The sequence below is a fragment of the Nocardia sp. NPDC004168 genome, assembly GCF_040610355.1.
Lineage (GTDB): Bacteria > Actinomycetota > Actinomycetes > Mycobacteriales > Mycobacteriaceae > Nocardia > Nocardia sichangensis.
Genome location: NZ_JBEXME010000019.1, coordinates 103,041 through 129,013 on the forward strand (window position 1 = coordinate 103,041; position 25,973 = coordinate 129,013).

Sequence of the window (25,973 nt, forward strand, 5' to 3'; positions counted from 1 at the left end):
GATGTGAGTACCCCGCGTCAACGCCACACTTGCCATAGCGCTGAAGCGGGTGACAGTACCCTCGACCAGGCCGTGGTCGGTTTCCCTGTGGTGTCGGCGGCGCGCGCTCTTTGGTTTCAGGTGAATTCGTATCGTAGTGTGCGGTTTTCCCACCAGGGTACGGGTGTGTTTTGTGGGAAGTCGGCTTGGCGGAGGGTGGGGGTGTAGGCGCGTCGGTCGAGGCGCACGGTGATGGTGTCGCCGGTGATAGTGATGGTGCCGGGGGTTTCCAGGAAGCGGCGTTGCAGCACGTCGGGGGTGGTGTTGTGGTAGCCGGGCAGGCGATTGCGGAGGGCGGCGGTGAGGGCTTGGGCCAGGACGCAGCACATGATGTCGAGGTCGACGTTGAGGTTGACCGTGGATGAGAGGGCGTCGGCGTGAAAGGCTTGGATGATTTCGGCGAGGCGTTGTTCGATGGTCATGCGCCGGGCGTAGCGTTCGATGATTGCTTTGGCCGATAGTGTGTGGTTGTTGGTGATGATGACGGTGGCTGCGTCGCGTCCCAGGCCGGTGACTACGAGTTGGCGTACGGTGGCCGGGTAGCCGGTCAGGCGCACGCCGGTGGTGTCGTTGACCTTGAGGCGGTTGAACTTTCCGGGTCGATTCAATGTGACGGTGCGGAAGTCTTTCGGTGCCAGGGCGTCGATGTATTTCACCAGGGATGGTGAGCGCATGCGCAGGGTGAGGAAATCGATGCCGCGGGCGTTCAGTTCACCCAGGACGGCGTGGGTGGTGACTTTCTGGTCCATGACCAGCATGGCGGGATCGCTGCCGGTGACGGTTTTCCAGTGGTCGCAAAACGCGATCACTTCGCGGGCCTGGGTCGCCTTGGAAATCTCGGCGTTGGCGTAGACGAGGTTGTGGGTGTCGCTGTCCTGGGCGAAGAACGTCAACACCGACCGGGCACGCTGGGAGCGGGTGGGCACATAGTGTTTCTCAAGTACGGGGTCGTTTCCCCAGTGCACGACCGCGTGGAAGTCCAGATCGAAGATCGCCTGCTGCCCGTCGACCAGCCCGGTATCGATCATCCGCCGGTCGAGAGCGGCGAGGAACCGGCGTTGATGGTCGCGGTCGGTGCGATAGGAGTATGCGGTCAGCGCGGATTTCTTCGGCAGCACCGACAGCCCCGCGAACAGGGCCGCGGCCGGGTCGGTGATCAACAGGTCGTCGACATGGGAGACCCGGCGGGTGCGGGTCAGTTTCAACGCCAACAGCGACAACATCCACGACACCGCGGGAACCACCCCGGTACCCGGATACCCGGCCGCGGCCACCAGCTCCGGCAGGCCGAGGGCAACCAGGTCGGGGATCAACAGCAGCAGCCCGGCTTTGCCGGTTTCGACTCTGGCCGGCCAAGCCGCGAAGTGGAGCGTGCCGGTGCGGGGTAGTCGAGTGTCGCGGCCGAGGGTGGCCGGGTTGACCGACGCGACCGGCTCCGGGTGGCGCAGCAGCCGGCCGAAGCCTTCTTCGGTGAGGATTTCGGCGACACCGGTGCGGTTGAGCGGGGTCCCCTCCACAGCCAGCCGGGCGGAGATCTCGTAGGTCGACAGGCCCTCGCGACGCAATTCGATAACCCGGCCTCGGACCCGTTCCTTGGCCGGCGCCCTACCGGGCGGCGGCCCGGGTTTGCGTAACGGGGCGAACAACTCCAGCTTGCCTGCCCGATACTCCCGCACCAGGTTGACCATCCCCCACCGGGTGTAACCGAACCGCGCTCCGGCCTGCTCGTAGGACAGGCCCTCGACGAAGTATGCCCGCAGCGCTTCATAGCGGCGTTGGTTGGCCTGTGTCGACGCGAGGAACGCTTGGGCCTCGCCGGGTTGTGTCGATCTCGCTGCCATTCGGCAGTTCTACCACCTCAACCAACACGGCTGGTCGAACTCACCCGAAACTGAACCGCGAAGACTGAAGCCGAAGAAAATAGAGCATTTCAACGCTAGATTGAATGGATGAACAATGTATCTCACATCCTTTCTGTACAGCATACTGAGCTGGGTGCGGATCGTGGGCGTGATCCTGATCGCGATTATTTCGATTTTCACACTGATACAGTCAGCTGCAAGGGACCGCCTGTCTGTCACCAAACTCCTGGTCACCGGAGCTGGCGCCCTGCTGGCTGGCGCGATGGTATGGATGCTTCCTACTCTCATATATCTGGCACGGGACGAGGCTCAAGCGAATTTACCGGTTTACACACACAATGGCGGCTACCGATGAGGACTTTCCTGCCGCAGTATGCTCGCGTGATGGGTATAGTCTTGTTCATAGACGCTGCGGGCCTAATGTTCATGCAGGGCCCGTCACAAATCATCGTCAACTGCGGGTTCTTATTATTCGCGATAACCCTCTGGCTCGCGGGCCACTGGTTGACTGCGCGATATGAGAATGCCTGGAGGACAGCTGTAGCTCGACACGCATACGCCCTCCCAGGTCTCAGGCGACTGGATCCGACAACTGTGACTGATCGCTAGCAATGTTAACTCTCCCCGTGATTGAGCCAGTCGACGATGAGAGTCAGGAACGAGCTCGGGTCGGTAGGTGATTGCGAGCTTGTCATTGGACGTTGGCGATGGGTCCTCTCCTGATCGGCGGTTCGTTATCTCGATCTGGAGGGTGGTTGGCGAAATCGTCAGGCCTAGTGAGAAATTGTCAAAACCTGTGTTTTGGTTAGGTTCAGGCGACCTCCGTTCGGGTGGTGTCGGCGGGGTCGGTTGAGGGCGGCGGGGTGATCTCGCGGGGTCGTTCGAGCAGCTTGCCCTTGTGGAATAGTGCCCCGTTGCGGACGAGCGCGACCAGTTCGGGGGCGTTCACCTTGCGCCAGCGTGCCTGGGCGGCCTCGATCAGCTTGTAGGCCATGGAGATTCCGGCGGCGCGGGAGCCTGCCCCTTGGTGACTTTCGTCCGCAACCGGACCGATGCGAAGGTCGACTCGATGGGGTTGGTGGTGCGCAGGTGGATCCAGCGCTCGGCCGGATAGCGGTAGAACTCGAGCAGCACGTCGGCGTCATCGACGATCTTCGCCACGGCTTTAGGATACTTTGCGCCGTAATCGATGTCGAATGCTTTGATTGCGAGCTGGGCCTTATCGATGTCCTCGGCGTTGTAGATGTCCTTCATCGCCGCTATTGCGCCGGGATGCGCCGATTTCGGCAACGAGGCGAGCACATTCGCGGATTTGTGGAACCAGCAGCGTTGTTCGCGGGTCTGCGGGAACACATCGCGCAACGCCCGCCAGAACCCGAGCGCGCCGTCACCGACCGCCAGCACCGGCGCGGTCATGCCGCGACGACGGCAATCCCGCAATAGATCGGCCCAGGATTCGGTGGATTCGCGGTAGCCGTCGCTGATCGCGACCAACTCCTTGCGGCCGTCGGCGCGGACACCGAGCATTACCAGCAAACAGAGTTTCTCCTGCTCCAACCGGACTTTGGTGTGGATGCCATCGACCCACAGGTACACGTAATCGGTGCCTGAGAGGTCGCGGGCGGCGAACGCTTTCGCCTCGTCCTGCCACGACGCGGTCAGCCGGGTGATCGACGCCGCCGACAATCCGGCCCCGGAACCGAGGAACTGCTCGAGCGCCGCACCGAAGTCACCGGTGGACAGCCCATGCAGATACAGCAGCGGCAGCACCTCGCTGACCTGCGGGGAGCGGCGACACCAGGCGGGCAGGATCGCCGAGGAGAACCGTTGGCGCTCACCAGTTTCAGCATCGACGCGGCCGTCGTCGACCCGCGGCGCCTTCACAATGACCGCACCGGCGGCAGTGAGCACCTGCCGTTGGGCGTGGTAGCCGTTGCGCACCACCAGCCGGTGGCCGTTCTCGTCCACGTGGCCGGCCAACTGGTCGATATAAGCAGCGACCTCGGCTTGCAACGCTGCCGCGAGCATCCGCCGTGCGCCCTCGCGCACGATCTCAGCGATCGCCGAACCCGACACATTCGCCGACGCGCCGTCCTGATTGGGCTCGACGCCGCCGTCGATTACCTTGAGCATGGGACGTACCTTCCCGCCCGGCTTTGGCGCGCCAGGCGATCGAAACCCGTTGTCTTTCAGATTATCCGGGAAGGTACTCCCTCCCGGTCATCCACAGGTTTCGATCATTGCTCGGCCTAGTTTGGCTGACCTGACCCCTCTGTTCCGGTCCGGGCGATCTGTGAGAGTCTGAATGCCCAGGATTTGGGCGGGAAGGCACGACGACGAGGGAGCAATTGTCAATTCCTGTGGATCGCGGGTGATTCAGGTTGCTCTTAGCCATTGATCGAGGGCTGCGAAGTCGCCGTCGCTGAGCCCGCGGAAGGACTCGACGTGGCGTAGGAACGCGCGGCCGGGATGATGTGCGCGGACCCAGCTGCGGTCGGCGTCGGTGATCTCGTCGTCGATCCATGCGAACGGCCGGCCGGCCGCCCAGTCCACCAGTGTCCAGGTCTTCCAGCACAGCCCGAACCATCGATCCTCGCGTTCGTGCTCGTCGGAGGAATCGGGCCAGCGCACGACCGGCAGCGGTGGCAGTCCGATCCGGGGCGCGATCTCGGCGTTCGCTTCGTCTTCCCATGTGGTGGCCCAGACCAGCTCCCACGACAGCGCTGCCAGTCGGCGCCCCAGTTCAGGGCCCAGCCGCGACAGGTGCGAGTCCGGCACGACAGCGCGCGGTTGGTGTTGGGGGTCCTCACCGAACGGGAGAAGCGGCCCATCGACATCGAGGAACAGCAGCGGGCCTTGCGATCGGCCGGTCATGCCGCGGTGGCCTGATCACGTTCGACGAGAACGCCGCGGTCGAAACGCGCTCCGGCGCGGACGAGAGCGACCAGGTGTGGTGCGTTGACCGCGCGCCACCGGTTCTGAGCGGACTCGAGCAGTTTGAACGCCATCGCCAGCCCGGCCGCGCGTGAGCCTGGTCCTTTGGTGACCCTAGCCCTCAAACGCACTGTCGCGAAAGATGATTCGATAGGGTTCGAGGTGCGTAGGTGGATCAAGTGCTCGGCCGGGAAGTGGTAGAACTCGAGCAGCACATCGGCGTCGTCGATGATCTTGGCGACCGCTTTCGGGTGTTTGGCTCCGTAGGTCTTCTCGAAGGCTTTGATCGCCAGCCGGGCATGGTCGATGTCCTCGGCGTTGTAGATCTCCTTCAGTGCCGCAGTCGCCCCCGGATGGGCTGATTTCGGTAGTGAGGCCAGTACATTCGCGGATTTGTGGAACCAGCAACGTTGCTCGCGGGTGTCGGGGAAGACTTCGCGCAGCGCGGTCCAGAACCCGAGCGCGCCGTCACCGACCGCGAGAACCGGGGCACGCATGCCGCGGCGGCGGGCATCACGCAGCAGATCAGCCCACGACTCGGCTGATTCGCGGTAGCCGTCGGTGAGGGCGACGAGAGCCTTGCGGCCGTCGGCGCGTACGCCGATCATCACCAGCAGGCACAGTTTCTCTTGTTCCAGGCGGACTTTCAGGTGGATGCCGTCGACCCACAGGTAGACGTAGTCCAGTTTCGACAGATCCCGGGCCGCGAACATCTTCGCCTCATCCTGCCACTGCGCGGTCATGCGGGTGATCGAGGCCGCCGACAAACCGGCACCGGAGCCGAGGAACTGCTCGAGGGCCGCGGTGAAATCACCGGTGGACAGCCCATGCAGATACAGCAGTGGCAGCACCTCACTGATCTGCGGCGATTTCCGGCACCATGCCGGCAGAATCGCCGAGGAGAAGCGTTGACGTTCACCTGTTTCCGGATCGACACGCTTGTCGTTGACCCGGGGAGCACGGACCTCGACCGCACCCGAGGACGTGGTCACGGTGCGTGCGGGGTGGTAGCCGTTGCGGACTACCAGCCGATGCCCGTTCTCGTCGAGTTGATCGGCGAACTGAGCAACATACGCGGCGACCTCGGCCTGCAATGCCGCCGCGAGCATTGCCCGCGCGCCCTCGCGCACGATCTCGTCGATCGGCGAACGCGGCGCGCCGTCGGCCACACCGACATTGTTCGAACCGGCGCCACCGTCGATTACCTTGAGCATTCGGGACGTACCTTCCCGCCCGGCGTTGGCGCGCCAGGCTTGATCAGATCCAGGATTCGAAAATCATCCGGGAAGGTACTCCCTTCACAGTCATCCACAGACCTCCGATTCCGCTAACTGTCAAGCAACAGTCTGATTTTCGGTTGTGTCGGTGGGATGCCCGAAGGCCTTCACAAGGTCGAAGGTCTGGTGGGTTTGCAGGCAGTGGTAGAGCTGGCCGAGCATCTTGTTGAACAAGTGCCGCAGGGCGGCAGCGTGGCGGTCGCCGTGATCTCGGCGCCTGCGGTAGTGCTCGCGGACGGGGCCGGGGTTGATCGAGGCGTAGGTGGCCCAGACCCAGCCGACTGCGGCGAGCCGGTCGTTCTTGATCCGCCGGTGGGTGACAGAGGTGACCTTGCCGGAGGCCCTGGAGCAGGCGGCATCGAGCATCGCCAGCAGGGCCAGCGCCTGTCGGCCCATCGCCTGCTCGACGAGCCCGGGCTGGCGCAGCTGCGGGATGCGCAGGCGCTGCAGTATCTCGGCGGCGCGGTCATCGATGCAGCGTTGACGGCCGGCGCGGCGCAACGCGGTCGCGATGCGGGTCTTGGTGAGTTTTGCTGCATGCGCCGGTGTGGGCGCGATGGCGAGCACCGCACGGGCATCCGGTTTGGCCAGATCGGTTGCCGACTTGCCCGCAAAGGCGTTCAGGAACGCCGGGTAGCACTCGCGCAGGATCGACCGCAGTTCGTTGCTGGCCTTGCTGCCGCGCCAGACCGCATCCTGCTGCGCGCCAAAACCGCGATGGCTTGGGCTAATTCGCTGTCGGCGGGCAGCTTCCGGTACAGGTGGGCATCGACGCGCAGGATGTTCGCCAGCGTCATCGCATCGGCGTGGTCGGACTTCGTGCGGGCCACCGAGTGGCGTTCCCGATAGCGGGCCACGGCCATTGGATTGATCGCAAACACCGGACGCCCGGTCGCGCGCAACGCAGCCACCAGCAACCCGCGCGGGGTCTCGATGGCGATCGGGATCGGATCGTCGGGGCTGTCACCGGCGTCGGCGAGCATCGAGGTCAACGCCGTGAATCCCGCCGGGTCGTCGCTGATACGCTGCTTGGCCACCAGCTTTCCACCGCTGTGGACGATCGCGACATCGTGATGCCCTTCGGCCCAGTCGATTCCACATGAACAGTTCAATCCGCACCTCCATCAGATCGGGTGTTTCGCTGGTCCGACACCCGGGCGAGAACGCGCAGCGACCTACTTACGAGCCTCCGTGGGCTTGCCTCCGATGAGCTGTTCGCGATCCCAGCGCACCCCGCACGGCGCCAATCTTGACCAGAGCTACTTGGCTCTCGAACAGATGAGGCGTCAAGCCGCGCGGGCGGGCTCGAACCACGAGCAATCCCACCGGTCCACACCGGCTCGGACGGGACGACACACCGCACTGCCCGTCCGGACCGGCGAGCCGGCCTCGGCGCTCACGGTCTGACATGAGGGCTTTCGCCCAAGATCGGGGCAGGAGTCACCAGGCAGGATCGGTGAACGGTGCACGACGTCTCCGGCACCAAGCCTGTGGATAGGCCTACCCGCGGCCCTGTTTTGATCAGGTGTCCGTGACCGCCGATGCACCGTTCACCTATAAGTAAGTTCTGATCATTGCTCCGGGAGCACCGGCCACTTCTCCGTCAGCACTACTGTGCTCAACACATCTCCTCAGTTCGTGGTCGTATCGCAGCAGTTCGTGGTCGTATCGCAGCGAGATAGTTTCCGCCGCAGTCAGATTCCACGTAACTGATAGCTTGCGGTTGATCGTCGCCGCCGAACACGCCGCCTCGGACGTCGGCAGCGAATGTCACCGTCGCCGACCGCATCCCCGGCGAGCAACCGCAACCAACCCACGAACCGACCGAAATGCTCCAACCGCACTGTCCGCCAGTCGATCTCGTGTGCAGTCAGGAACGCGGAGAAGTCACGTAGATCGAACGCATACGACCGCATGGTGCCCGGTGACCGCTCGATCGCGGTCAAATGCGCCAAAAACTCATCAACCGGCTCGATGACCGCAAACCCCACGTCCAGCACCGTCCAGGACTCCGGACCCCCACCCGACGCCAGCACCTGCTGCACCCGCACACCCGCCTCCTGCCCATTCGAACAGCCCGAAAGTACGGACGGCGCCGATATGACCCCCGAACCCGCCGACCACAATCACGTCTGGCGCGTCATGGACATGCCCGAGATACCGTGTCGAGCCCGAACCCCGACAGGGCAAAAGGTCACCTCTACCGCTCACTCCGCAGCCCGATGGCAGAGCGTCGGTGCCGGTGAACTGCGGGTTCGCCATGTCGTTGTTGGCTCGGAACGGACCCTGGTGTCCGGGCCTGATCGGCAAATCCTGTGATGGCTGGTGCGGCGCTAACTCGGCTGGGACGGCGATGCCGCGTGCCTAAGCCGGAGTTGGCAGCCGATCACCGAAGTGGACGAAGCAGTGCGTATGTCGTGTCGCGTCGATTCGAGGGCATCCACTGCGGCGGCGTTGATCCTCGACGCTCGGGCCATTTCCCCGCGTTCGCTATGCGCCTTCACAATCGCGGTGATACTGACGATCAGTTCGCCGACCAAATCGGATTCGGTCGGCGGATCGTGAACCTCCCTGCACAACTGGGCCAGGACGAACGCTGCCTTGTCCAGATCCGGCGCGGGCGGTCGAAGTTTGGGCGGACGCGAGCGACTCCCGGCTACAAGCGCCGACATACCGACTTCGTGCGCGGCGACGGCGAACGGCCCTCTCGCGTCCGGTTCGATCCGCCACGACCACAGCGCCAGCACCCCGGCGACCCGGCTTGCCGCCCACCCCCATGCCGTGCGCTCGCTGCTGGGCACACCTGCCAGCGTTTCGTTGAAACCCTGGACTTCAGCCAGGGCGTATGCCCACAACTCGGTATCGCCCCACAGCACCGTTTCCCTGACCGACGGCCCAACCGAACGCGGAAGTTTCCACTCGGTCTGCGCGGCGGCCATCGCATGTGCGTCGGATTCCCATCCTTCCCGCAGGTCGAACAGACTCAAGCCAGCGCCGACCTCGAGGTCGGTGATCGCGGGACCGAGGCGTGCACTGTGGGCGTCACACCACTGGGCGATGTAGCCCGCGACATAGCCGTCCACGACACTGACCCGCGGCTGCAGGATAGTTCCGGTCGCCCGCATCCGGCGTATCCATTCGGCCTCCGACAGGCTGACCGCAGCCGTGGCGCGCAACGTGCGCCGCAGCATCCGATGGTCCGAGCCATCCCCGAATTCCAGCCGCTCGATTCCTAGCATTTGCTGCTCGAAACCCGCCCCCGGTCGAGGCAGCCCCGGCGTCACCGACCGGTAGAGACAAAGATCGCAACCAGTCAACGCGACATCATCCGATCAGTCGACGAACCGACGAGCACCGTTAGCCGAGGGGAGTAAATCTCTGCCGAAGCGAGCATCCGCCCAGCCTGCCCAGTCACCAACACAATCCGATATGGGGGAAACTCCTACGATTCTGTCCAGCCAACGGTGTAACTCGGTTTGATCGGGTTACTTCCGTCCAGCGCTGAGTCGGCCTTCGAAGGTGATGGCCAACGCGTTCAACGCGGCTTTCGTGCGCCGTGAGGCGCCAGGAATCGAAGGAGGTGAAAGACCTTCTCGCTGGGCTGTCGCAGCAGCCTGGTAGGAGCGGAGCGCAGTTCGACCTGGGAGACGCCGGGAAGGCGGGAAGCAGCGCTGCCCGTAGCCGGGACGGTTCGGAACTGCCAGACGGTCCGGGTCCGGCGAGCGAGATCGGACGGCACACGACAGGAACCAGTGGCTAAAGCTTCGTAAGCGAGGGACCGGCTCAAATCTGGCGGATAAGGACATGGTCAAGCCGGCGACGACCGCGTCCTGATCGCGGCGCAGGCCCCGAACGAACGAGTGCAGCGCCGGTTGGTCGTCGGCGTCGACGGCGGCCATCCACCGTTCGAGATCTCGGCCGCGCCGCGCGCCCATGATCTTGGCGAACGCGCGGACATGCCCGGTCAGCGTGGCCAGTTCTGGGCTCACGACCAGGATCGATTCGAGGCCGGCCCGGTGCTCGGCAGCGATGGTGTCGGGGTTGGTCATGATCCAGCTGACGACCCTGCGGACCGCCGGTGGTTTGCGTGGCGGGGCCGGGATATGCGCGAGGGCGCGGAAGGGCTGCAGGTAGGTGCGCACCATCTTCTCGCTGCCCTGGTAACCGCGGGACTTGATCTCTTCGAACAGTTGGGTCGCGTTGGTGCAGCCCTCGTTCCACCGCCGATGAAGGTCGGGTTTGTAAGCGTCGAGCACGCTGACGCGGTACCCGGTGCGGTTGTTGACCAGCAGCTCATCAGCCGATTCCGCGCGAGCGAAGCGGCGTGCGGTGCCGCGCGCGAGCCCCGGCTGGCGGGGCTGATCGCGCGAATGGTCTCGCCCTGGGCCAGCAGCGCATGGACCTCGCTCCAGCGCTGGCGGGTGCGCACCGCGGTGCGATCCTGCCGTTGGTGGGGCGCGACCGGTCCGCGGTGTATTTCGGGCGACCTCGGTGATGGCGGGCCGGTCTCGCGGTTCGGGATCGGCGATCGCGGCAGCGAGGCTGGCGCGGTGGCGTGCCACGGTGCGTTCGACCGCCTCGCCGAGGTTGCGCCAGATATGCCATCGATGGGCGACCTGCACCGCGTCCGGTGCTCCCACCGCAGCGCCCTCCAATGGCGTAGGCGCCGGCGCGGTCACGGCAGACGATCTCGACGCCCGGATGGGCTCGCAGCCAGGCCGCGAGGGTGTCGGCGGTCCGGTCGTCGAGCACCTCGATCGGGCGGCGGGTCTGCATGTCGATCAGGATCGTTCCGTAGTCGTGCCCGCGCCGCAGGGCGAAATCGTCGACACCCAGCACCCGCGGGAGCGGATGCTGAGGATCGGGCAGCGCCCGGATCTGGCGCAGCAACGTCATACGGCTCACCGTGGCGGCCAGCTGCCGGGTCAAACGCGCGCCAGCACGGCCGCCCAACGCCAACCCGACCGCGCACAACGCACGCTGCAAGATCAGCGTGCGGCGGCCGTGCCTGGCCGCGAGCTGCGGCACCTGCTCGACGAAAGTCGTTTTACCGCAGTCAGAGTTGCCGCAGAACAGCCTACGAACCCGCAACCCGATCACGACCTCGCGGCCGGTGATCGAGGTGTCCGACAACCGCTGCCGATAACGGCTATGGACCCGGCCCGACAGCGTCCCGCAGCCGGGACACCCGACCGGATCCTCACCGGTAGCGGCATCGATCCGCACCGTTGAACCCGCCGCGCGGACCGTCTCGATCCGCAACCCGTCCAGATGCGGGAACAGAACCCTCATCGGTCCAAGATCACAACACCCGCGACATAATGAACTATCAACCGCCCCTTCGCATCCCGAACCGGGTCAATCACGAAGTCTGTGCCAGATCCAGTTTTCACGTTCCGCCGACACCCGTAGAGTACGAACGAACCCACACCCCCGCTCACACAGCCGCGTGAGCATCACACCCAACCCGTCCGGGAAACAGGGGCAATCTCAATCATCGCGTTGAGCTAGGTGATCGACTCGACCTCCGGGACCTTCTCTGAACCAAAATTTATGTTCGGTTCTCTGGAGTGTGCCTGACTGATCTGGATGATCTTTCGTTGTTGGCGGTCAGGCGGGCCACGACCTCGGATAGATGGCGCTCAGTGACATATAGCTCCGCGCCGACTCGTGCAGGTCGCAATGTTTGCCGTGCGATCAGATCAAAGATTGCGGACCGTTCCAACCCGAGCCGTGCTGCCGCCTCGACTAACAGGATATGCGGTGGAGTAGGTGAAGCATCGAATCGCTCAAGATCGACGTCGTACCAGCACTGACGCTGTAGCCGCAGAAAGTACTCGTGGTAGATGCGGCTTCTCGCGCGAGGGTCGGAGGTTTCGGCCAGGAACTCATCGAGCAAGTCGAACAGACCGTCGACGGCAGCTTGTTCGTCATCGCCACTGAGCGGACGATCAGCGGCGGGAACACAGAGTTCCACCACGAGACCGGACCAGACGAGGTTGTCACCGCCGTCGAGTTTGAGGATCAAGAACTCGCGGAAACCGGTCAGCATCGAATCTTGGCTGCCGATGTCCAGGCCGGTGATGAACGCGACCAGCTTGTCGTATCCCAGCTCGGACCTGCCGAAAAACATGCCAGGTCGCGATCTGACGTCGCGCAACACTTCGCGGTAGTCCATCTCGGAAGGCTGCCATGAGCGTAGTCGTCTGGCTTCTCAGCAGTGGGTGTGGTGATGTGCCGCAGAACTACCTCATGTTCGTACCTGATCCCCCACAGGCCTGCCTGCGAGACCCACGCCCGTGCCGTTACCCGACACCCGCCAGCGCGGATAGCAACCGTTACGCTTGCTCACGTGAAAAGTGCCTCCGAACGGTGCGGGAACGAGGATCTCGGCAATCCCCATTCCCTCTGTTTATAGACATTTTTCGCATAGCTGATCTACCGGATAGCCCACCTTCTCAAAGCCTGAGACAGTCGGAGGGGACAGACAGGATGACATCGTCAGGCTCTCACAGAGCCACTGATGAGGCTCGGCCGATGTGGGTACTCACACCGCTGGAGAGCGTCGGGCCGTTGCGGTTCGGTATGAGCATGGATGATGCAGCGATGGCGTTGCCGGAGATCCCTGAGCTGCGCCGATTCCAGGCCGACCCCCATTTTCCGGAGGTCGTGGGTATCCAACTGGGGCTTAGTCCAGCAGATCCTGCTGTATACGAGTACTTCGACGGCTCCGGCCGGTTGTTTTGCGTTGCGACTGATGCCGTTCGCGGGCCGCAGGTGACGCTGGACGGCATGGGGCTGGCCGGTGACGACCCGGCCAAGCTGGAAGAATGGCTTTTTGCTCTCCCCGAATCAATGGGTGGCGTGTCCTATGGGCCACGCGGAAATCCCGGGATGAACGACCTGGGCCTGGTCTTGCGAGTACAGAAGGCTCCAACCGAACTCGTTACCCGGCCGGTGCTGGTAGGGCGTGACTGGGCGGACCGCTGTACCGACGACTGGGAAGGCGCGATCCCCGAGTGTGAATGGGTGGGCCACCTGTGGCCCCACCCAGTCACCGGGGCGTTGCATGTCTACCCTTCAGCCAGATACCCCCAAACCTGGGGTCGATGGTCGCCGCCGTTCTAACGGCGGCGACCACACACAGCCGCATAAGGCGCATGGCTACTACGCACCTGAGAACGAGATCAACCCGGGAGGGGCCGGTAGTTCAGTCAACTCACCTTCTCTGAACCAGTGAATACTTAGCATTCCGCTGGTCAAGTCAATGAAGAGGCAATTAGCCTACTGGCTGCTAGGACTGGTTCGTCGGCGCGGTCGATGACCCCTGCCGCCGCGCGCTGGAGGCCGATGGCGTCGAGGTCGGTGTCATTGACCGCATGCTCACCCGTGCCACTGCCGGCGGGCCCGCTGCTTCCAGGCGGCAGCGATCTCTGGGCTCAGCCGCAGCGTGTCGATGCCGGGATGATGCCGTTCGAGGTCCTTCCAGAACCGCAGCGCCAACGCGTTGGCCAGCCCGGTGAGGCTGCTGTAGTCCAGACCGGGTTGGCGTTCGCGCAGGTAGTCCACGAGCAGGTCGCGGATCGGTCGGCAGGACAGGTGATATCGGTCGACGAGCTGCTCAACGCTCAGGCGACCTCCGAAGATACGGCTGAACATGCGCACCGTCGCGGGTGCGTCGGCGGGGAAGGTCCCGACCGAGTGCAGCAGCCGGTAGAAGGCCGGGCTGCGGCCGACTCGCGTCTGGCCGGGGAACTCCGTGCACGCGGTCGCCAGCAACTCCAGGCAGTCGCCGACGGTGATGTCCGAGACCATGCCGCCTTTTGCGGCCATGACCAGCGCGGTCTTCTCGATCGCGGGCAGCATGGTCGCGTCGCTGAGTGAGGTGTCCGCGCGGATCGCTGCCAGTTCGGCGAAATCCTGCTGGGTCGCGGACACGAGCCATCTCGTTGGCGATCCGCAACGGGGACGCCGTGGTCAACAACCAGCTCACCGCCGGACGCACATAGTCGCCGACGATCAGCTGCGCCACGCCCATACCCAACGCTTTGCGGACGTATTCGGGCAACTCCAGCTTGCCTGCCGCGTTCAGTTCAGCGACCAATTGCTGGCGCCAGTCGCGACGGCCGTCGCGGCCCGCGCCGCTGGCCTCCCACCGCTGCTGCCAAGACCCGCCCGGATGCAGTTCGAGCCAGTCCAGCACCGCGTGCAGCGTCACCTTCCGGTGACAGCGGTCGGTGCGACTGACCCCGAGATACGGGGGCCTCAGCAGCCGAGCCTCGACCGCCGCCCGACCCTGGCGACTGCGAGGCCAGCTCACCGCGACGTTGCGTGCCGGGAACTTGTCTCGCATCGCCTGCGCCTCGTCGCTGAGCTCCCAGGAGCGGGCGGTCTTGGTGAGCGTCGCCGAGGCCGTCACCGTCGTGCCCGTCACCGCAGCCTCCGACCGAACAGGACATCCAGGCTTTCCTGCCGATATCGCAGAGTCGGAGGTTTGCTCGGCTCAGGTCGCGGCGCCGACTGCCGCTGATGGTGCGCGACCACGGCATCGACGACATCGGCCGCGGTCGGGACCGTATAGATCTGGGTCGTGGTCAGCGAGGCATGACCCAGAACCCACTGGACATCGGTGATCGGCATCTGCGGGTCCCGCGCGAGCCGATATGCAGCGGTGTGTCGCAGGTCGTGCAAAGTCCAGTTCGACCCCAGCAGCTCGTTGGCCCGGGTGAACATCGCTCTGGCGGCGTGGTAAGTCAACGGCCGCAACGGACGCCGCAGCGTCCACCACAACCGATCGTCCGGCCCGGACGGCACCCGACCGTCGATCTGCTGCTGATACAACCGCAACCACACGAACGCGTCCGGCGAGGCCGGTACCTGCTGAATCGCCCGCGAACCCTTGCGCACCACCGTGATCAACTGCTGCCCGACATCGACGCCACCGCGCAGCACGCCCAGCAGCTCCGCCGCCCGCGCTCCAGTCGACACCCAGAACGCGACCAGCGCCCGGTCCCGATCACTGGACAGCCGCGCGAACAGCTCGTTGAACGCCTCGTCGGGGATCTGCCGGGGAATGTGTTGGGGCTGCCGAGGCCGGTACAAACCTGAACGCTGCTTCTCGAACCGGTCCATCGGATTGTGATGGGCGTACCGCCGCGCCCTGGCCAGCGGGAACGGGTTCACCGGCGGCCCGGTGCCCGCCTCTATCGTCACATCACCGAAGTCGACCTCGGCTTCCTCACCCGGCTTATGGTTCTGCCGGATGAACACCTGCGCCGGGCCCCGCCCGGCCTCGGCCCGGATCTTCGGCTTGCGATCGGCGACATAGTCACGCAGCGTCTGATACGCGATCCCCGTCATGCCTTGCTCGTCGATCAACCGGGCATAGATCCGTTTTATCGTGTGCCGCTGCTTACGTGGAGCATCCAGGTCAGCCCGCAGAACCTCATCGATGAACGGTTTGAACGGATCCAGCTTCGACCCCCGCCGCGGATAGGTCTTCCGCTCCGCCGGCCACACCATGTTCGTAGCCGCCTGGACCGTGCGCCACCCCCACCCCGTACTTGGCCTGCAACGCCCGACCCGACATCCCCGCACGCGAGTCTCGTCGTATCGCCGCACACAGCTCGACCTTCGAGTGACGAGGCAACAGCGACTCACTTCCACAACAACCGGGACAAAGCACACCGATCCTTGCACCGCAACCAAGATCACGACGTCAAAATTCACCGATACGAACATCTTCCGAACCAACCCGACACCAACATCAACCGATGGGTGACGTCACAGATCGCCGATAGAACCATCGGTGAGTTTGTCGGGGTGGCGGCTGCTGGGTTCCGCCGTGGTCCTGGCTGTGTGGGCGTTCATCGAACCGCGCACCCCAACGCCGCTGGTGAACCTTCGACTACTCGGGCGCGGACCCGTACGCGCTGATTCGGCGATACTCGTGGCCCGGGTCGGGTTTGTACCTGCTTTGACCGCCGAGTCAGGCTACAGTCACGGGATCACTCGCTCGGTCGGGGAGCTCACTGCCCAGTGCGGGTTCGAGATCGTCGAACCAATGTGCGCCCGGATCATACCGAGCGAAGAACTGCCTGCCGACCAGCTCCGGGTCGCGCGCCTGGAGCATGCGCAGCGCGAAGACCTGTTCGCCGTGGACAACTGGGGCGCCGTCGAGGACTATTTTGCCGATATAGGTCGACATCACCGGGCCGCGGGCGGTGCGGGCCAAACCCGAGACCCGGGAGATCGCGTCCACATAGATGCGCAGGGCACGCGCCAGTGGCACCTCGAAGTAACGGCGCGCGCCGGTATCCCGTTCGATGAACATGTAATACGGGATGATCCCGGACTGCACCGACCATTGCCACAGCCGTGCCCACGTCTCAGCGTCGTCGTTGACGTGTGCGACCAGCGGAGCCTGCGCCCGGATCACCGCGCCGGTGTCGCGCAGGCGCGTGATGGCCCGGTGCACCGTGGGGGTCCGCAGTTCACGCGGATGGGAGAAGTGGGCCATCACTGCCACATGCCTGCCCGACTCGGCGCATTGCTCCAGCAGCCGTAACAGGTCGTCGGCGTCGGGGTCGTCGGCGAATCGGGCCGGCCAATACGACAGTGACTTGGTCCCGAATCGCAGCGTGGCTATGTGCTCGAGATCGGCCGCGAGGAACGGTTCCACCCAGCGGCGCAGCACGGCGGTACGCATGATCATCGGGTCGCCACCGGTGAACAGCACGTCCGTCACCTCCGGATGCTCGCGCAGGTATGCGGCCATGCGGTCCGGGCTCGACAGCGCCTGCCTGGTCTCCGAACCGACGAATTGCGCCCAGCGAAAGCAATATCCGCAATAGGAATGGCAGGTCTGCCCCTGCGACGGGAACACCAGTACCGTCTCCCGGTACTTGTGCTGCAGGCCGAGCACCGGATGCCCGTCCAGCATCGGCACGTTGTCCTCGATCTGACCGCCGGGATGCGGATTCAGCGCGTGCCGCGCCGTTGCCGCCGCCTTGGCGAGGACGTCGCGGGAGGCGCCCGCGTCCAGCAGTTCGGCGAAGGCAGTGAAAGTATCGGCTGGCAACATATCTCGATGCGGGAAGGTCAGCCGAAAAATCGGATCGTCGGGCACGGCCGACCAGTCGATGAGCTGGTCGGCCACATAGTCGTTGACTCGAAAAGGCAACACCGTGGACACAACCCGTAGGTCACGCAGGTAATCGTCGGGCAATCCGCGGCTTCGGGCCAAGTCTGCGAGCCGATCGCCGGTGAAGATCTTCATGGTCGTCCCCTCTGGTCGAGCCTACGATGATTGCGGTACTACGACCCTGGCCGAATCCGCGGCAGCACAGTCCATTCGGAACCCGGACAGAGTGTGCCGGATCGCCTCGTCCACGGCCTGCGAGGTGCCGGCACGGAACCGGAAGCTCGCACCGATGCCGACATATCCGGCCGCTTCGGTGATGGCCTGGCCGACCGCCGGAATCGCATGGTGGTAAGGCGCGTGAGCGGGCGCGACCTCGAACCGAGTGGCCGTCACCACACACGGTGGCGGTACGGGAGGGCGCACCAGCAGCTGGCCGGCGACCCGACTCTCCCGCAGTGGCCTGGCGTCCGGAGTGCGGCCCATCTGGATGTCCAGCGCCGTGCCGACAAGGTCGTGACCGTGCACCTCGCGCCACAGATGGGTTGCCTCGGCGCCGGGGATCCGTCCGGCGATTTCCAGCAATTGCGGACGCGGCGCGCCGGCCGGTCCCAGGAAGAGTTCGAGGTGGAAGACCGTCGGCACGCCCGCGCTCAGGGCCGTGAGCACCGAGTTCGCGAATGACGCCAGCTGTTCGTTGAGCGCCCGATCATCGATGTCGACTGCTCCCCAGATGGTGTCGCCGGTGGCGAAGTCCAGACAGTTGTGGAAGTACCGCGCACCGCGCCAGGGCCCGAGTTCGGTGCCGGTCCAGACTCCATCGACCGAGCCGGTCTCGTCGGGGCAGAAGCGTTGGACGAGAAAGGGTTCCTCGAGCAGGTTGGGTAGATCGGCGAGATCGGCGGCGGACGAGAGGGTGACGATGTCGCGGCTGGCAGCGCCCAGCCTGGGTTTGACGAGCACAGGAAACCCGTATTGCCGAGCGAATGCCGAGATCGCCACGGAGTCCGTTGCGTCGGCGAATACCGGTACCGCGACTCCAGCCGCCGCAGCCCTCTCGTACATGACCAGCTTGTCCCGGAACGGTAGTGCGTGCTCGGGCGGATCGCCGGCGATGCCGAACTCCGACCGCAACTGTGCGGCCGTCAGCAGGTCCGTCTCACTGATCGCCACAATGCGCTCGGGCACACCGTGGCGGGCGGCCAGCCTGCGGACCGCGTCGTCCACCGGTTCGGTGCCGTCGAAAACCACGACCTCGGCCGCGGCGTGCCGCGGGATGCTGTGGAGAACTTGTGCGGCGCACACATAGGTCACGATGTAGGCAGTGTGATCGATGCGTTCGAGATACGGAGCGATGGGGCCGCGTGAGCGGTGGACTACGAGGATATGGGGGTGCATTGGCTACTCCTGCCGATGGCGTCGAGGTAGCGAGCGCTACGGCCGAGCACACCCGCCCATACCAGCGCGGTGGACACGGCGACGAATACCGCGGCGCCGACGAACACCGGACGAGGGTTGTCGTCGAAAAGCCGTGTCAGTAGTCCGGTGAGCATCGCGCCCGCCGCCGAGGCCGCGAGCACGAGCGCCCGGGCCGCGCTGGTAACCCGGCCGAGTTGCGCCCGCGGCACCACCTGCTGGCGCAGCGTGCGGACCACAACAACCACAACCATGGACGCGCCCGCCAGCAGCGCGTTGGCGACGGCCAGCCACTGCACGCCGGGTACGACGCCCACCAGCGCCAGCCCGACGGCCATGAGCAGCACGCCCGTCAGGCACATCGGAATCGGTGATCGGCGTGGCCCGGCAGTGGCCGCTATGAGCGCCCCGAGCGCCCCGCCTATGCCGCCTCCGGCCACCGCGAGACCCACCAGGGCGGCGGACGCGCCGAGGCGTTCGCGAGCGAAGAACGGAATCAAGGTTTCGGCCCCGAGGCCGAGGGAGGTCACCGCCTGCAACAACGTGATGCCCGCGACGACGGGCGAGGTCACCAGATACCGCAGTCCGGCGAGGAATTCGGCGCCGATGGAGCCGGGAACGCTCGCACCACGGGCCGGCGGGCGATTTTCACCCACGGTTATGGCGGCGCCGGTGAATTCGGCGGCCGGCAGCCTCCTGTACGTGTGCCACACGGTGAGCAGCGACACCGCGAAGGTTGCCGCGTTCGCCAGCAACGCCACCTCTTGGCCTGCCGCCGCCACCAGCACACCCACCGCTGCCGGGCCGAGCACGAGCGAGAGCTGCCCGGAGGTTTCCAGGAACCCGTTGGCGCGGATCAACCGAGGTCCGGTGCAGAGGTCTCGCACCGCGACAGCCAGCGCGGTCTCGAAGAACACCGCGGCCACCCCGGCGACGGAGGCGAAGCACAGGATTATCCCGACCGGGCATCCGTTCACCGCCACCGCGGCGGACAGCAGCAGGAATACCGCCATCCGCACCGCATCGGCGGCGATGAGTACCCGCCACGGATCGGTACGATCCACCAGTGGGCCCGCGGGCAGTCCCGCGATCAGGTAACCGATCACGCGCGGAGCCGCGGCCAGCGCCGACAGCACCGGGCTGCCGGTCAGCTGCAACACCAGTAGTGGAACGGCGAGCACGGCCAGGCCGTCGCCGAGCAGCGAGATGGATTGGCCGAAGAGGAACAGCCGGCTATCGCCCATCGCCTGTCACCGTCCACGTGTAGCCGGCCAACGGTTCCAGCCGGGAACCGTGATCGGTCTTCAGACCCCACTCGAGTGTGCCGTAGTCGATGCGTTCGACGCCGCGCTGCAACGCGGCCTGGACCTGTGCGTAGAAGCACGTCACGAAGTAGGAGCCATATGCCTCGGGCAGGTGTCCACACCACAGCTGCCGCAGCGTGTTTCCGTTACGCAGACCGTGGGTGAAGCCGACGACCCGGCCGGCGCGTTGGACCGCCGTCACCACGATGTCCTCGCGACGGTAGTGCGTGAGCATCCGATCCAGCGCCGCGGACTGCGTGTCGCGATCTGCGGCGGAGTTGTACTTCCGCAACAGGTCGAGACGTAGTTCCAGCACGTCGTCGCGCACCTCGGCCAGATCGACCTCGCCGACTGTCATGTCCTTCTCGGCGAGGCGGCGCAGGAGCCGCCCGATGCCCTTGCGGCGTGGGCGCGGCAGCTGCTGCAGGTATTCGTCCATACTGCCGAAGGTCATCGGCAGTACGCAGGTCGGGTACAGCTCTACCTGCCTCGCCCCGAACTCGGTCAAGGCCGCGCGCAGCAGTTCTTGCCGCTCGGGTAGGTACAGGAACGACACCGATCGCGCCCCCTGCGCTGCGGCCCACGTATCCAGGGCGCTCATGGTTTCCCGCAGTAGCGCCGGTTGCGTGGAGCCGGAGCCGGCTGCCGCGCAGGAATATCCGGGCAGGGTCACCAGCACGGACGGATACAAGGCTGCGGTGTCCGGCACCGCGGCCGGAGGTGTTCGCGGCTCCGGCGACGGGAGGTCGCCGCGCAGCACGGCCGCGATGTCGAACCGGGCATCGGGAGGTGGGGAATGCAGCCAGCGGGCATGCAATCCGACCCGAGTCTGTTGTTCTGCCGAGACGACCAGCCATCGAGGTTCACCCGGCAGCAGCGGCCCCATGGTCTCGAGCCAGGAGATCGACACAGTGTAGTCGGATACTTCCGCCGCGAGATCACCCCATTCAGGAGGGCGGATGGTTGTGGCTTTCGAGTCGACACGCATAGCTCACCTGCACATCACGGGAAGGGTGATCTCAGAGGGCCACTACCAAGATCACCGGCGAAAGTGAACGGCCCTTTGAATAATGTACCGTTGTCTAGCGTACAGATATCACCTTTGCCTAACAAGGTCCTGGCGGCCTCGCAAAGATATTCAATGCTCCTCTGGTGCAGTCAGCGCCGATGCTCGACGGCTGGCGAGGCGAAGCGTCCGCGAAGCGGGTCGACCACCCTTGCGTCCAACGGATAGTGAACCGCTAGACAACGGTTCGCTAACTATTGGCAGATCACCCTGCGTAGACGACGGTCCGTATGTCATTCAACGATGCGTAGGTGGGCTCGCTGGCGATCGTCATGAGGCCTTTGACGACGTGGACTTGAGCCATCCTGACGGTTTGTCTCCATCAGCGATGCTCGGTGTACTGGCCATAGCCGATGTCGCCTGGCCAGGTTTCGCCAATGATCTTGCCGTGGATGGCGTATCTCGTCAGGCGACTTATTGCGTCGTTGATGGGTTTGCCCAGGCCGATGTACTGCTAGGCCTCACGCGGGCGATCCATGCCAGCGGCCCTTGTCTTGGGCGGTACTTCCCCACTGCGTTCTGCGTTGTGGAACTCAGCGGCGAAGTCGGAGCAGATCGAAATGTGTACCAGGACCCGCATGCTGCCGGGCGCCGATCATGACCCTCATGCCTGTCCATCGGCGGATGGAGTCTCGTGAGTTGCTCGTGACCGTCCTGTGGATTCGAGCGCGTCCTGCCATGTCGAAGGCGGTATCTGTGTCATTGACAGAGTGCTGGACTCGGTGATCTCCAGTTCACAATCTGATTCGGCATCGCCAAGAGGTCGTGGCCGTTCACGTCCTAATTTGTCGATCTCGATGAACAACGCCTCGACGATCGTGTGCATCTGCTTCCCCGCGATCTGCGCGTACGTGCGGATGTACTCGAGCTCGGCTGCCAGCGGTTCGGAAGTCGCCGCCGCCGGGACCGCTACGGCCGCGATGCCGTCGGCGGCGTAGGCCGCCGATTTCTGAGCTTGCCGCAGGATGTCGGCGTACTGTTCACGGGCCTGCACGACCAGTTCGCGAGCATAGATTTCGGCCTCGGCCACCGTGGATTCGGCGGTGATCTGGGCTTGGCTGAGCATGTTGACCGCCCGCACATGGATCCCCAGCGCATCATGCTGCGAATCCTCGCGGAGCTGTGCGTTCTCGCGCTGCAAATCCGCTAGTTCGGTGCGTAGCCGTTCGATCGTCGCAGGATCGTCGAATGTCGATTTGTACATCGAAAGCCGGTGCTCGAGTTCCGCGACCTGATGGGCGAGATAGTCGTTGTCGGCCAGGAGCGCCTTCTCATCGCTGAACTCTACTTGCTGGCTCAAACGTTTGTTCATCGAGTTCAGCCGAGAGACCTCGCGGGCGACACGGACCATGTATTCGTCGACATCCCGTTCGTCGTAGCCGCGTCGGCCCAACGCCGACTTCTTGAACCGGGCGTTCTCGATATCACGTGCCTTTATTGCCATGTCGTCACCTCGTGCGCTATCCCCGCTGGAGCCGCGGAGGTCTGCGGCGTGCTGTCGTCTGGGTGGCCGCCATCGAAGTTCTCGAATCGGAGGGCCGAGGCGGGCACCCCCGCGCGTCGCAGTTCACTTGCCGTGTGCGCGACCATCATGGTGGAGCCGCAGATGAGTGCGGTCTCGCCGCGCCAGCGATAGTTTTGTGCGACGACCGTGCCGACTGGTCCGCGTGCACCAGGGTAGGCTGGGTCATCCGAGATGACCGGCGTGTAATCCAACCATGGCCGGGTGCGGGCCAGCTCGCACAAGAAGGTGTGGTCATAGAGGTTCTGCTGGGTCCGGACCCCATGGAACAGATTGACATTCGTAACTTCGCCGGTGTCGCGCCAGCGTTCGTCGAGTTGTTCGATCAGCGCGGTCATCGGAGCGAGGCCGGTACCACCGGCAACTAGCAATAGGTTGCCACGGAAGTCCGTGGGCAGGGCGAATGCGGTGCCGATCGGCGCACCGAGTCGCAACATGTCGCCCACCGCGACCGTCCTGGCCAAAGCGGCGCTGACCTGTCCACCCGCTACGATCTGCACATGTAGGTCGAGAGTTCCGTCCGGACGGGGTGCGTTCGCCGGCGTGTAGTACCGCCACAGCCGAGGACGCAGTGGAGTCTGCACCGCCATGGACTGACCGGCGATATAGGGATATGGCTGGGTTGGGCGGATACGCAGCAGCCCGATGTCTATAGTGCGGCGTTCGGTGGCTATGACTTGCGCGTCCCACCAGGCCGGGGCGCTCTCGTTGTCCTTATCAGCGGCCATGATCATAATTCCCGCGACCGCGTTGTACGCCTCTGCCCAGGTGGCGGCGAGGCCGTCGGTCCAGGACGCCCCGAGGAAGTACTGCAAAGTGGCCAGCAATGACGCGCCGGCCGCGGGGTAGTGGTCGGCGACGACCTGGAACTTGCGGTGGTCGCGGCCGAGTTGCTGAATGAAGGTCGGGTCGGCGCCGATTCGGTCGACGTTGGTGACGATGTGCCCGAGTGCCGCGAAGAATCTGCCACGCTGCGTCGTCATGGACACCGGAAACATCTCGCGGACCTCGGGATGCGCCATGAACAGATGTGAGTAGAAGTACAAGACAGCTTCGTCGCCGACCTTCTGAACGCTCGACCAACTGTCTCTGAGCGCTGGGATATCCATGCCGGGTTGCCAGCTCATTCCGGTGCCCAGACAGCAGTGCAACTGGGGCACCCGAGCTCATCTGCTTCGGTTCCGCGTACCTCGATCACGGCATGAATCTTCCACGATCCGCAGCTCGTGGGTATGGGGCAAATGCCTACGTCACTCGCCTTGCGGATCGAACGACTTCGATTCGCACAGTGCGACCCGCCGAGATTACGCGCTGAGCATGCCGGTCGCCTCCGGCATGTCGGCCGCCGCGCCGATGTCCGAGATTCTGCTGTCATCGACACCACGATGATGAGAGGGGTATCAAAACTCGACTTCGTGCACTGTGGCGTCGGCTCGTACGTCGAGGACCGCCAGGAGGACCATGCGGCACACGGACATGTTCGACAGATGTCCGTGCGGCGTTATCACGGCGTGGGCTGCGGCTCGCCGGCATTCCTGGACGAGATCTACGAATGCCGGTGGAAGTGTCCCGCTTTCGGGCGCCGGTTCGTGGAACACGGTGCCCAGCTCATAACCGAGCGATCCGGCAGCGGCGCGCAGCCTGTCTTCGCTCGACTTACAGCCAAGGTCGCACAGCATGTCATCACGCAAATATCCGTATGCAAGAGGCAATTGGGCAGTCATCGCAAAGATCGGTTCCTGGTCGGTCGGCTGCGAGAGAACAACTCGTCAGCCGAATGGGGTATGTCAACGCGGCGTCGTTGTGCACCCAGAGCGTAGCGATCATCCCTGGCGGGCAACACCTTCGGCGTTATCTCGCTTGTGGGTCGACACCTTCGTCCGTCACAATTTCCAATTCTCGTCGGATGAGTGAGGTTTTCCTATGGGGGAAATGCCTCATCCTCTGTGCACATGACCCACCCCATCTATGAGACCGATCAGTATTGGATTGCGATCGGCTCGGGCACGGCCCGGAAGGGTACGCCAACCGGCGTCGATTGGTATCGCGGTCGATGACCGGCAGTCCAGGAAGCAAGCGCTGGGTTGTTGGCGCGAACCAGCCACTCACCCAGCTGCGTGTTGAAGTCGGCTGGCGAGGTGCATCGGCGGCCGGGCAGGAACGAGGTCTCCAGGAAACCGTTGCAGCGCCCGACCATGCCCTTGAACTCCGGGTCCCGCGGCGGCTCCAGAACAATTCTCGTCCCAAGAGTTCCCGCGAACGCCGCGGCCGGCTCGGTCACTTTCCAGCATTCGTCTGGTGGCGGACGATCCGGTGGGTGATGCACCGTCACCGTTTGGGCTGGAAGGCTATCCGGCGACGGCTCCATACCCAGTCGGGATGGCAGCCGATCGCTTTCGACAGAGTCGAACTGTTCGACCTCGCTGCGGTCTCGGTCGCCCGATGCCGCAATGGGTTCGGCGGGCCGGCCGGGGAAAAAGTGGTCGTTGCGTACGGCCGCTGCTGGTCGGTCGCAGGGCCGAAACGGCACCGACGGGCGCGCGAGACCACCACGATCGAACGCTGGCATGCGGTGCACGAGTTGCTCAACTCCGGTGTCGGGTTGCTCGACTGTTCCCGCCGGTTGGGGCTGGCGTTGAACACTGTGTAGCGGTATGCCTCTGCACCCAAACCGGATTCGCTGCGCCGTCCACATCAGTATCGCCCCGGGTTGTCGATCCCTACCGCGACCATCTGCGGACCCGACGCGCCGCCGAGCCCGGGGTGCCGGTCAGACAGCTCTTCGGGGAGATCAGGCTGAACCTGCTCTACCGCTACGTCAACGAAGGACGCCTGGCCCGTGACCGTGTCGCAGTCTCGGGCCGCACGCTCACCGGCTGGATCATGATCAACCCTGCCGAGCTGACCGAGACCCGCCGCTCTCACCTGCGCGAACTGGTCGGCGCATCCCCGGAAATGACTTGGCTCAACGACCTGGTCGGAGAGTTCGCCTGGATCATGACCGACCGGCGCGGCGGAGACCTGGCCCGCTAAATCGAACAAGCCCGCAGGGCTGGGCTGCCAGAGCTCGAACCGTTCCTGCGCGGCCTGAACCAGGACCACGACGCCGCGGTCGCTGGACTGACCCTGCCCTACAGCAACAGCCCTTGCGAGGGCGTGAACACGAAAAACGAAGCTCCTCGAGAGACAGATGTATGGCCGTGCCGGGTTCCGGCTGCTACGACACCGGATCCTGCTCGGATAGCCATACCCCAAAAGTGCGACAGAGCCGTTGTATCTAGTGTTCCGCGCCTGAAATCCGTTGGCTAATTGTAGGACTCGGCGGTGGCGAGGACGGGGCGGCCGAGATCGGGCCCGGATTTGGTGGTGACCGAGGCTCAGCGTCGGGAGTTGGTGCGGGGTGCGCGGGCGGC

At 64.6% G+C, this 25,973-nt stretch carries 19 protein-coding genes and 4 pseudogenes; 3 read left to right on the plus strand and 20 right to left on the minus strand.

All coding sequences use genetic code 11. The features are described 5' to 3' along the window. Positions 1-116: 116 nt before the first annotated feature. Positions 117-1,880, minus strand: coding sequence for a transposase (locus ABZW96_RS27575; protein ID WP_355078525.1), 1,764 nt, complete (start codon positions 1,878-1,880; stop codon positions 117-119). A 154-nt stretch (positions 1,881-2,034) separates the two neighbouring features. Between ABZW96_RS27575 and ABZW96_RS27580 the strand changes: the two genes are divergently transcribed. Continuing rightward, positions 2,035-2,256: a hypothetical protein gene (locus ABZW96_RS27580; RefSeq protein WP_355078526.1), complete on the plus strand. Its 222-nt coding sequence runs from the start codon at positions 2,035-2,037 to the stop codon at positions 2,254-2,256. 456 nt (positions 2,257-2,712) lie between these two features. On the opposite strand, the pseudogene ABZW96_RS27585 reads toward ABZW96_RS27580, so the two are convergent. From ABZW96_RS27585 to ABZW96_RS27625, 9 genes and pseudogenes are all read right to left on the minus strand, one after another. Next, positions 2,713-4,034: pseudogene (locus ABZW96_RS27585) on the minus strand (IS256 family transposase). Between the two features lie 243 nt (positions 4,035-4,277). Next, the gene (locus ABZW96_RS27590) at positions 4,278-4,775 is read right to left on the minus strand and encodes an HAD domain-containing protein (RefSeq protein WP_355078527.1); all 498 of its coding nucleotides are present in this window, start codon (positions 4,773-4,775) and stop codon (positions 4,278-4,280) included. Further along, positions 4,772-6,049, minus strand: a complete 1,278-nt coding sequence (locus ABZW96_RS27595) for an IS256 family transposase (protein ID WP_355078528.1) — start codon at positions 6,047-6,049, stop codon at positions 4,772-4,774. Before ABZW96_RS27595 ends, ABZW96_RS27590 begins: the two co-directional genes overlap by 4 nt. A gap of 120 nt (positions 6,050-6,169) precedes the next feature. Further along, a pseudogene (locus ABZW96_RS27600) lies at positions 6,170-7,224 on the minus strand (IS110 family transposase). Positions 7,225-7,806: 582 nt separating this feature from the next. Continuing rightward, the gene (locus ABZW96_RS27605) at positions 7,807-8,163 is read right to left on the minus strand and encodes a site-specific integrase (protein ID WP_355078529.1); all 357 of its coding nucleotides are present in this window, start codon (positions 8,161-8,163) and stop codon (positions 7,807-7,809) included. A 282-nt stretch (positions 8,164-8,445) separates the two neighbouring features. Next, the gene (locus ABZW96_RS27610; RefSeq protein WP_355078530.1) at positions 8,446-9,351 is read right to left on the minus strand and encodes a hypothetical protein; all 906 of its coding nucleotides are present in this window, start codon (positions 9,349-9,351) and stop codon (positions 8,446-8,448) included. A gap of 246 nt (positions 9,352-9,597) precedes the next feature. Further along, positions 9,598-10,752 carry a hypothetical protein gene (locus ABZW96_RS27615; protein WP_355078554.1) on the minus strand — a complete coding sequence of 385 codons (1,155 nt, stop codon included), beginning with the start codon at positions 10,750-10,752 and terminating at the stop codon, positions 9,598-9,600. A 76-nt stretch (positions 10,753-10,828) separates the two neighbouring features. Then, positions 10,829-11,404, minus strand: a pseudogene (locus ABZW96_RS27620) (transposase family protein); the annotation flags it as partial. Positions 11,405-11,663: 259 nt separating this feature from the next. Next, complete coding sequence (locus ABZW96_RS27625) at positions 11,664-12,290, minus strand: hypothetical protein (protein ID WP_355078531.1); 627 nt, start codon at positions 12,288-12,290, stop codon at positions 11,664-11,666. A gap of 413 nt (positions 12,291-12,703) precedes the next feature. On the opposite strand from ABZW96_RS27625, the gene ABZW96_RS27630 reads away from it, so the two are divergent. Further along, positions 12,704-13,240, plus strand: coding sequence for a hypothetical protein (locus tag ABZW96_RS27630; protein ID WP_355078532.1), 537 nt, complete (start codon positions 12,704-12,706; stop codon positions 13,238-13,240). A 255-nt stretch (positions 13,241-13,495) separates the two neighbouring features. On the opposite strand, the gene ABZW96_RS27635 is transcribed toward ABZW96_RS27630, so the two are convergent. From ABZW96_RS27635 to ABZW96_RS27680, 10 genes and pseudogenes are all read right to left on the minus strand, one after another. Beyond that, on the minus strand, positions 13,496-14,050 hold the full coding sequence (locus ABZW96_RS27635; protein ID WP_355078533.1) for a hypothetical protein: 555 nt from the start codon (positions 14,048-14,050) through the stop codon (positions 13,496-13,498). 492 nt (positions 14,051-14,542) lie between these two features. Then, the gene (locus ABZW96_RS27640) at positions 14,543-15,472 is read right to left on the minus strand and encodes a tyrosine-type recombinase/integrase (RefSeq protein ID WP_355078534.1); all 930 of its coding nucleotides are present in this window, start codon (positions 15,470-15,472) and stop codon (positions 14,543-14,545) included. Between the two features lie 628 nt (positions 15,473-16,100). Continuing rightward, complete coding sequence (locus ABZW96_RS27645) at positions 16,101-17,390, minus strand: lysine 2,3-aminomutase (protein ID WP_355078535.1); 1,290 nt, start codon at positions 17,388-17,390, stop codon at positions 16,101-16,103. Positions 17,391-17,411: 21 nt separating this feature from the next. Further along, the gene (locus ABZW96_RS27650) at positions 17,412-18,650 is read right to left on the minus strand and encodes a hypothetical protein (RefSeq protein WP_355078536.1); all 1,239 of its coding nucleotides are present in this window, start codon (positions 18,648-18,650) and stop codon (positions 17,412-17,414) included. After that, positions 18,629-19,912: an MFS transporter gene (locus tag ABZW96_RS27655; RefSeq protein ID WP_355078537.1), complete on the minus strand. Its 1,284-nt coding sequence runs from the start codon at positions 19,910-19,912 to the stop codon at positions 18,629-18,631. The genes ABZW96_RS27650 and ABZW96_RS27655 overlap by 22 nt, the downstream gene beginning before the upstream one ends. After that, complete coding sequence (locus tag ABZW96_RS27660; RefSeq protein ID WP_355078538.1) at positions 19,902-20,882, minus strand: GNAT family N-acetyltransferase; 981 nt, start codon at positions 20,880-20,882, stop codon at positions 19,902-19,904. Before ABZW96_RS27660 ends, ABZW96_RS27655 begins: the two co-directional genes overlap by 11 nt. A 760-nt stretch (positions 20,883-21,642) precedes the next feature. Then, on the minus strand, positions 21,643-22,482 hold the full coding sequence (locus tag ABZW96_RS27665) for a DivIVA domain-containing protein (RefSeq protein WP_355078539.1): 840 nt from the start codon (positions 22,480-22,482) through the stop codon (positions 21,643-21,645). Further along, positions 22,473-23,720: an FAD-binding oxidoreductase gene (locus ABZW96_RS27670; RefSeq protein ID WP_355078540.1), complete on the minus strand. Its 1,248-nt coding sequence runs from the start codon at positions 23,718-23,720 to the stop codon at positions 22,473-22,475. The genes ABZW96_RS27665 and ABZW96_RS27670 overlap by 10 nt, the downstream gene beginning before the upstream one ends. A 240-nt stretch (positions 23,721-23,960) precedes the next feature. Further along, entirely contained in the window at positions 23,961-24,284 is a 324-nt protein-coding gene (locus tag ABZW96_RS27675) for a hypothetical protein (RefSeq protein WP_355078541.1), read from the minus strand. 362 nt (positions 24,285-24,646) lie between these two features. Next, a pseudogene (locus ABZW96_RS27680) lies at positions 24,647-24,844 on the minus strand (IS21 family transposase); the annotation flags it as partial. A gap of 479 nt (positions 24,845-25,323) precedes the next feature. Here ABZW96_RS27680 and ABZW96_RS27685 point away from each other — a divergent pair. Beyond that, entirely contained in the window at positions 25,324-25,593 is a 270-nt protein-coding gene (locus tag ABZW96_RS27685; RefSeq protein ID WP_355078542.1) for a hypothetical protein, read from the plus strand. Positions 25,594-25,973 lie beyond the last annotated feature (380 nt).

Excerpts from the sequence above, each read along its gene's own strand:
- ABZW96_RS27575 (WP_355078525.1), bottom strand. The coding sequence starts at position 1,880 with ATGGCAGCGAGATCGACACAACCCGGCGAGGCCCAAGCGTTCCTCGCG.
- ABZW96_RS27590 (WP_355078527.1), bottom strand. The coding sequence starts at position 4,775 with ATGACCGGCCGATCGCAAGGCCCGCTGCTGTTCCTCGATGTCGATGGG.
- ABZW96_RS27595 (WP_355078528.1), bottom strand. The coding sequence starts at position 6,049 with ATGCTCAAGGTAATCGACGGTGGCGCCGGTTCGAACAATGTCGGTGTG.
- ABZW96_RS27610 (WP_355078530.1), bottom strand. The coding sequence starts at position 9,351 with ATGCTAGGAATCGAGCGGCTGGAATTCGGGGATGGCTCGGACCATCGG.
- ABZW96_RS27625 (WP_355078531.1), bottom strand. The coding sequence starts at position 12,290 with ATGGACTACCGCGAAGTGTTGCGCGACGTCAGATCGCGACCTGGCATG.
- ABZW96_RS27630 (WP_355078532.1), top strand. The coding sequence starts at position 12,704 with ATGGATGATGCAGCGATGGCGTTGCCGGAGATCCCTGAGCTGCGCCGA.
- ABZW96_RS27640 (WP_355078534.1), bottom strand. The coding sequence starts at position 15,472 with ATGACGGGGATCGCGTATCAGACGCTGCGTGACTATGTCGCCGATCGC.
- ABZW96_RS27645 (WP_355078535.1), bottom strand. The coding sequence starts at position 17,390 with ATGAAGATCTTCACCGGCGATCGGCTCGCAGACTTGGCCCGAAGCCGC.
- ABZW96_RS27650 (WP_355078536.1), bottom strand. The coding sequence starts at position 18,650 with ATGCACCCCCATATCCTCGTAGTCCACCGCTCACGCGGCCCCATCGCT.
- ABZW96_RS27655 (WP_355078537.1), bottom strand. The coding sequence starts at position 19,912 with ATGGGCGATAGCCGGCTGTTCCTCTTCGGCCAATCCATCTCGCTGCTC.
- ABZW96_RS27665 (WP_355078539.1), bottom strand. The coding sequence starts at position 22,482 with ATGGCAATAAAGGCACGTGATATCGAGAACGCCCGGTTCAAGAAGTCG.
- ABZW96_RS27675 (WP_355078541.1), bottom strand. The coding sequence starts at position 24,284 with ATGACTGCCCAATTGCCTCTTGCATACGGATATTTGCGTGATGACATG.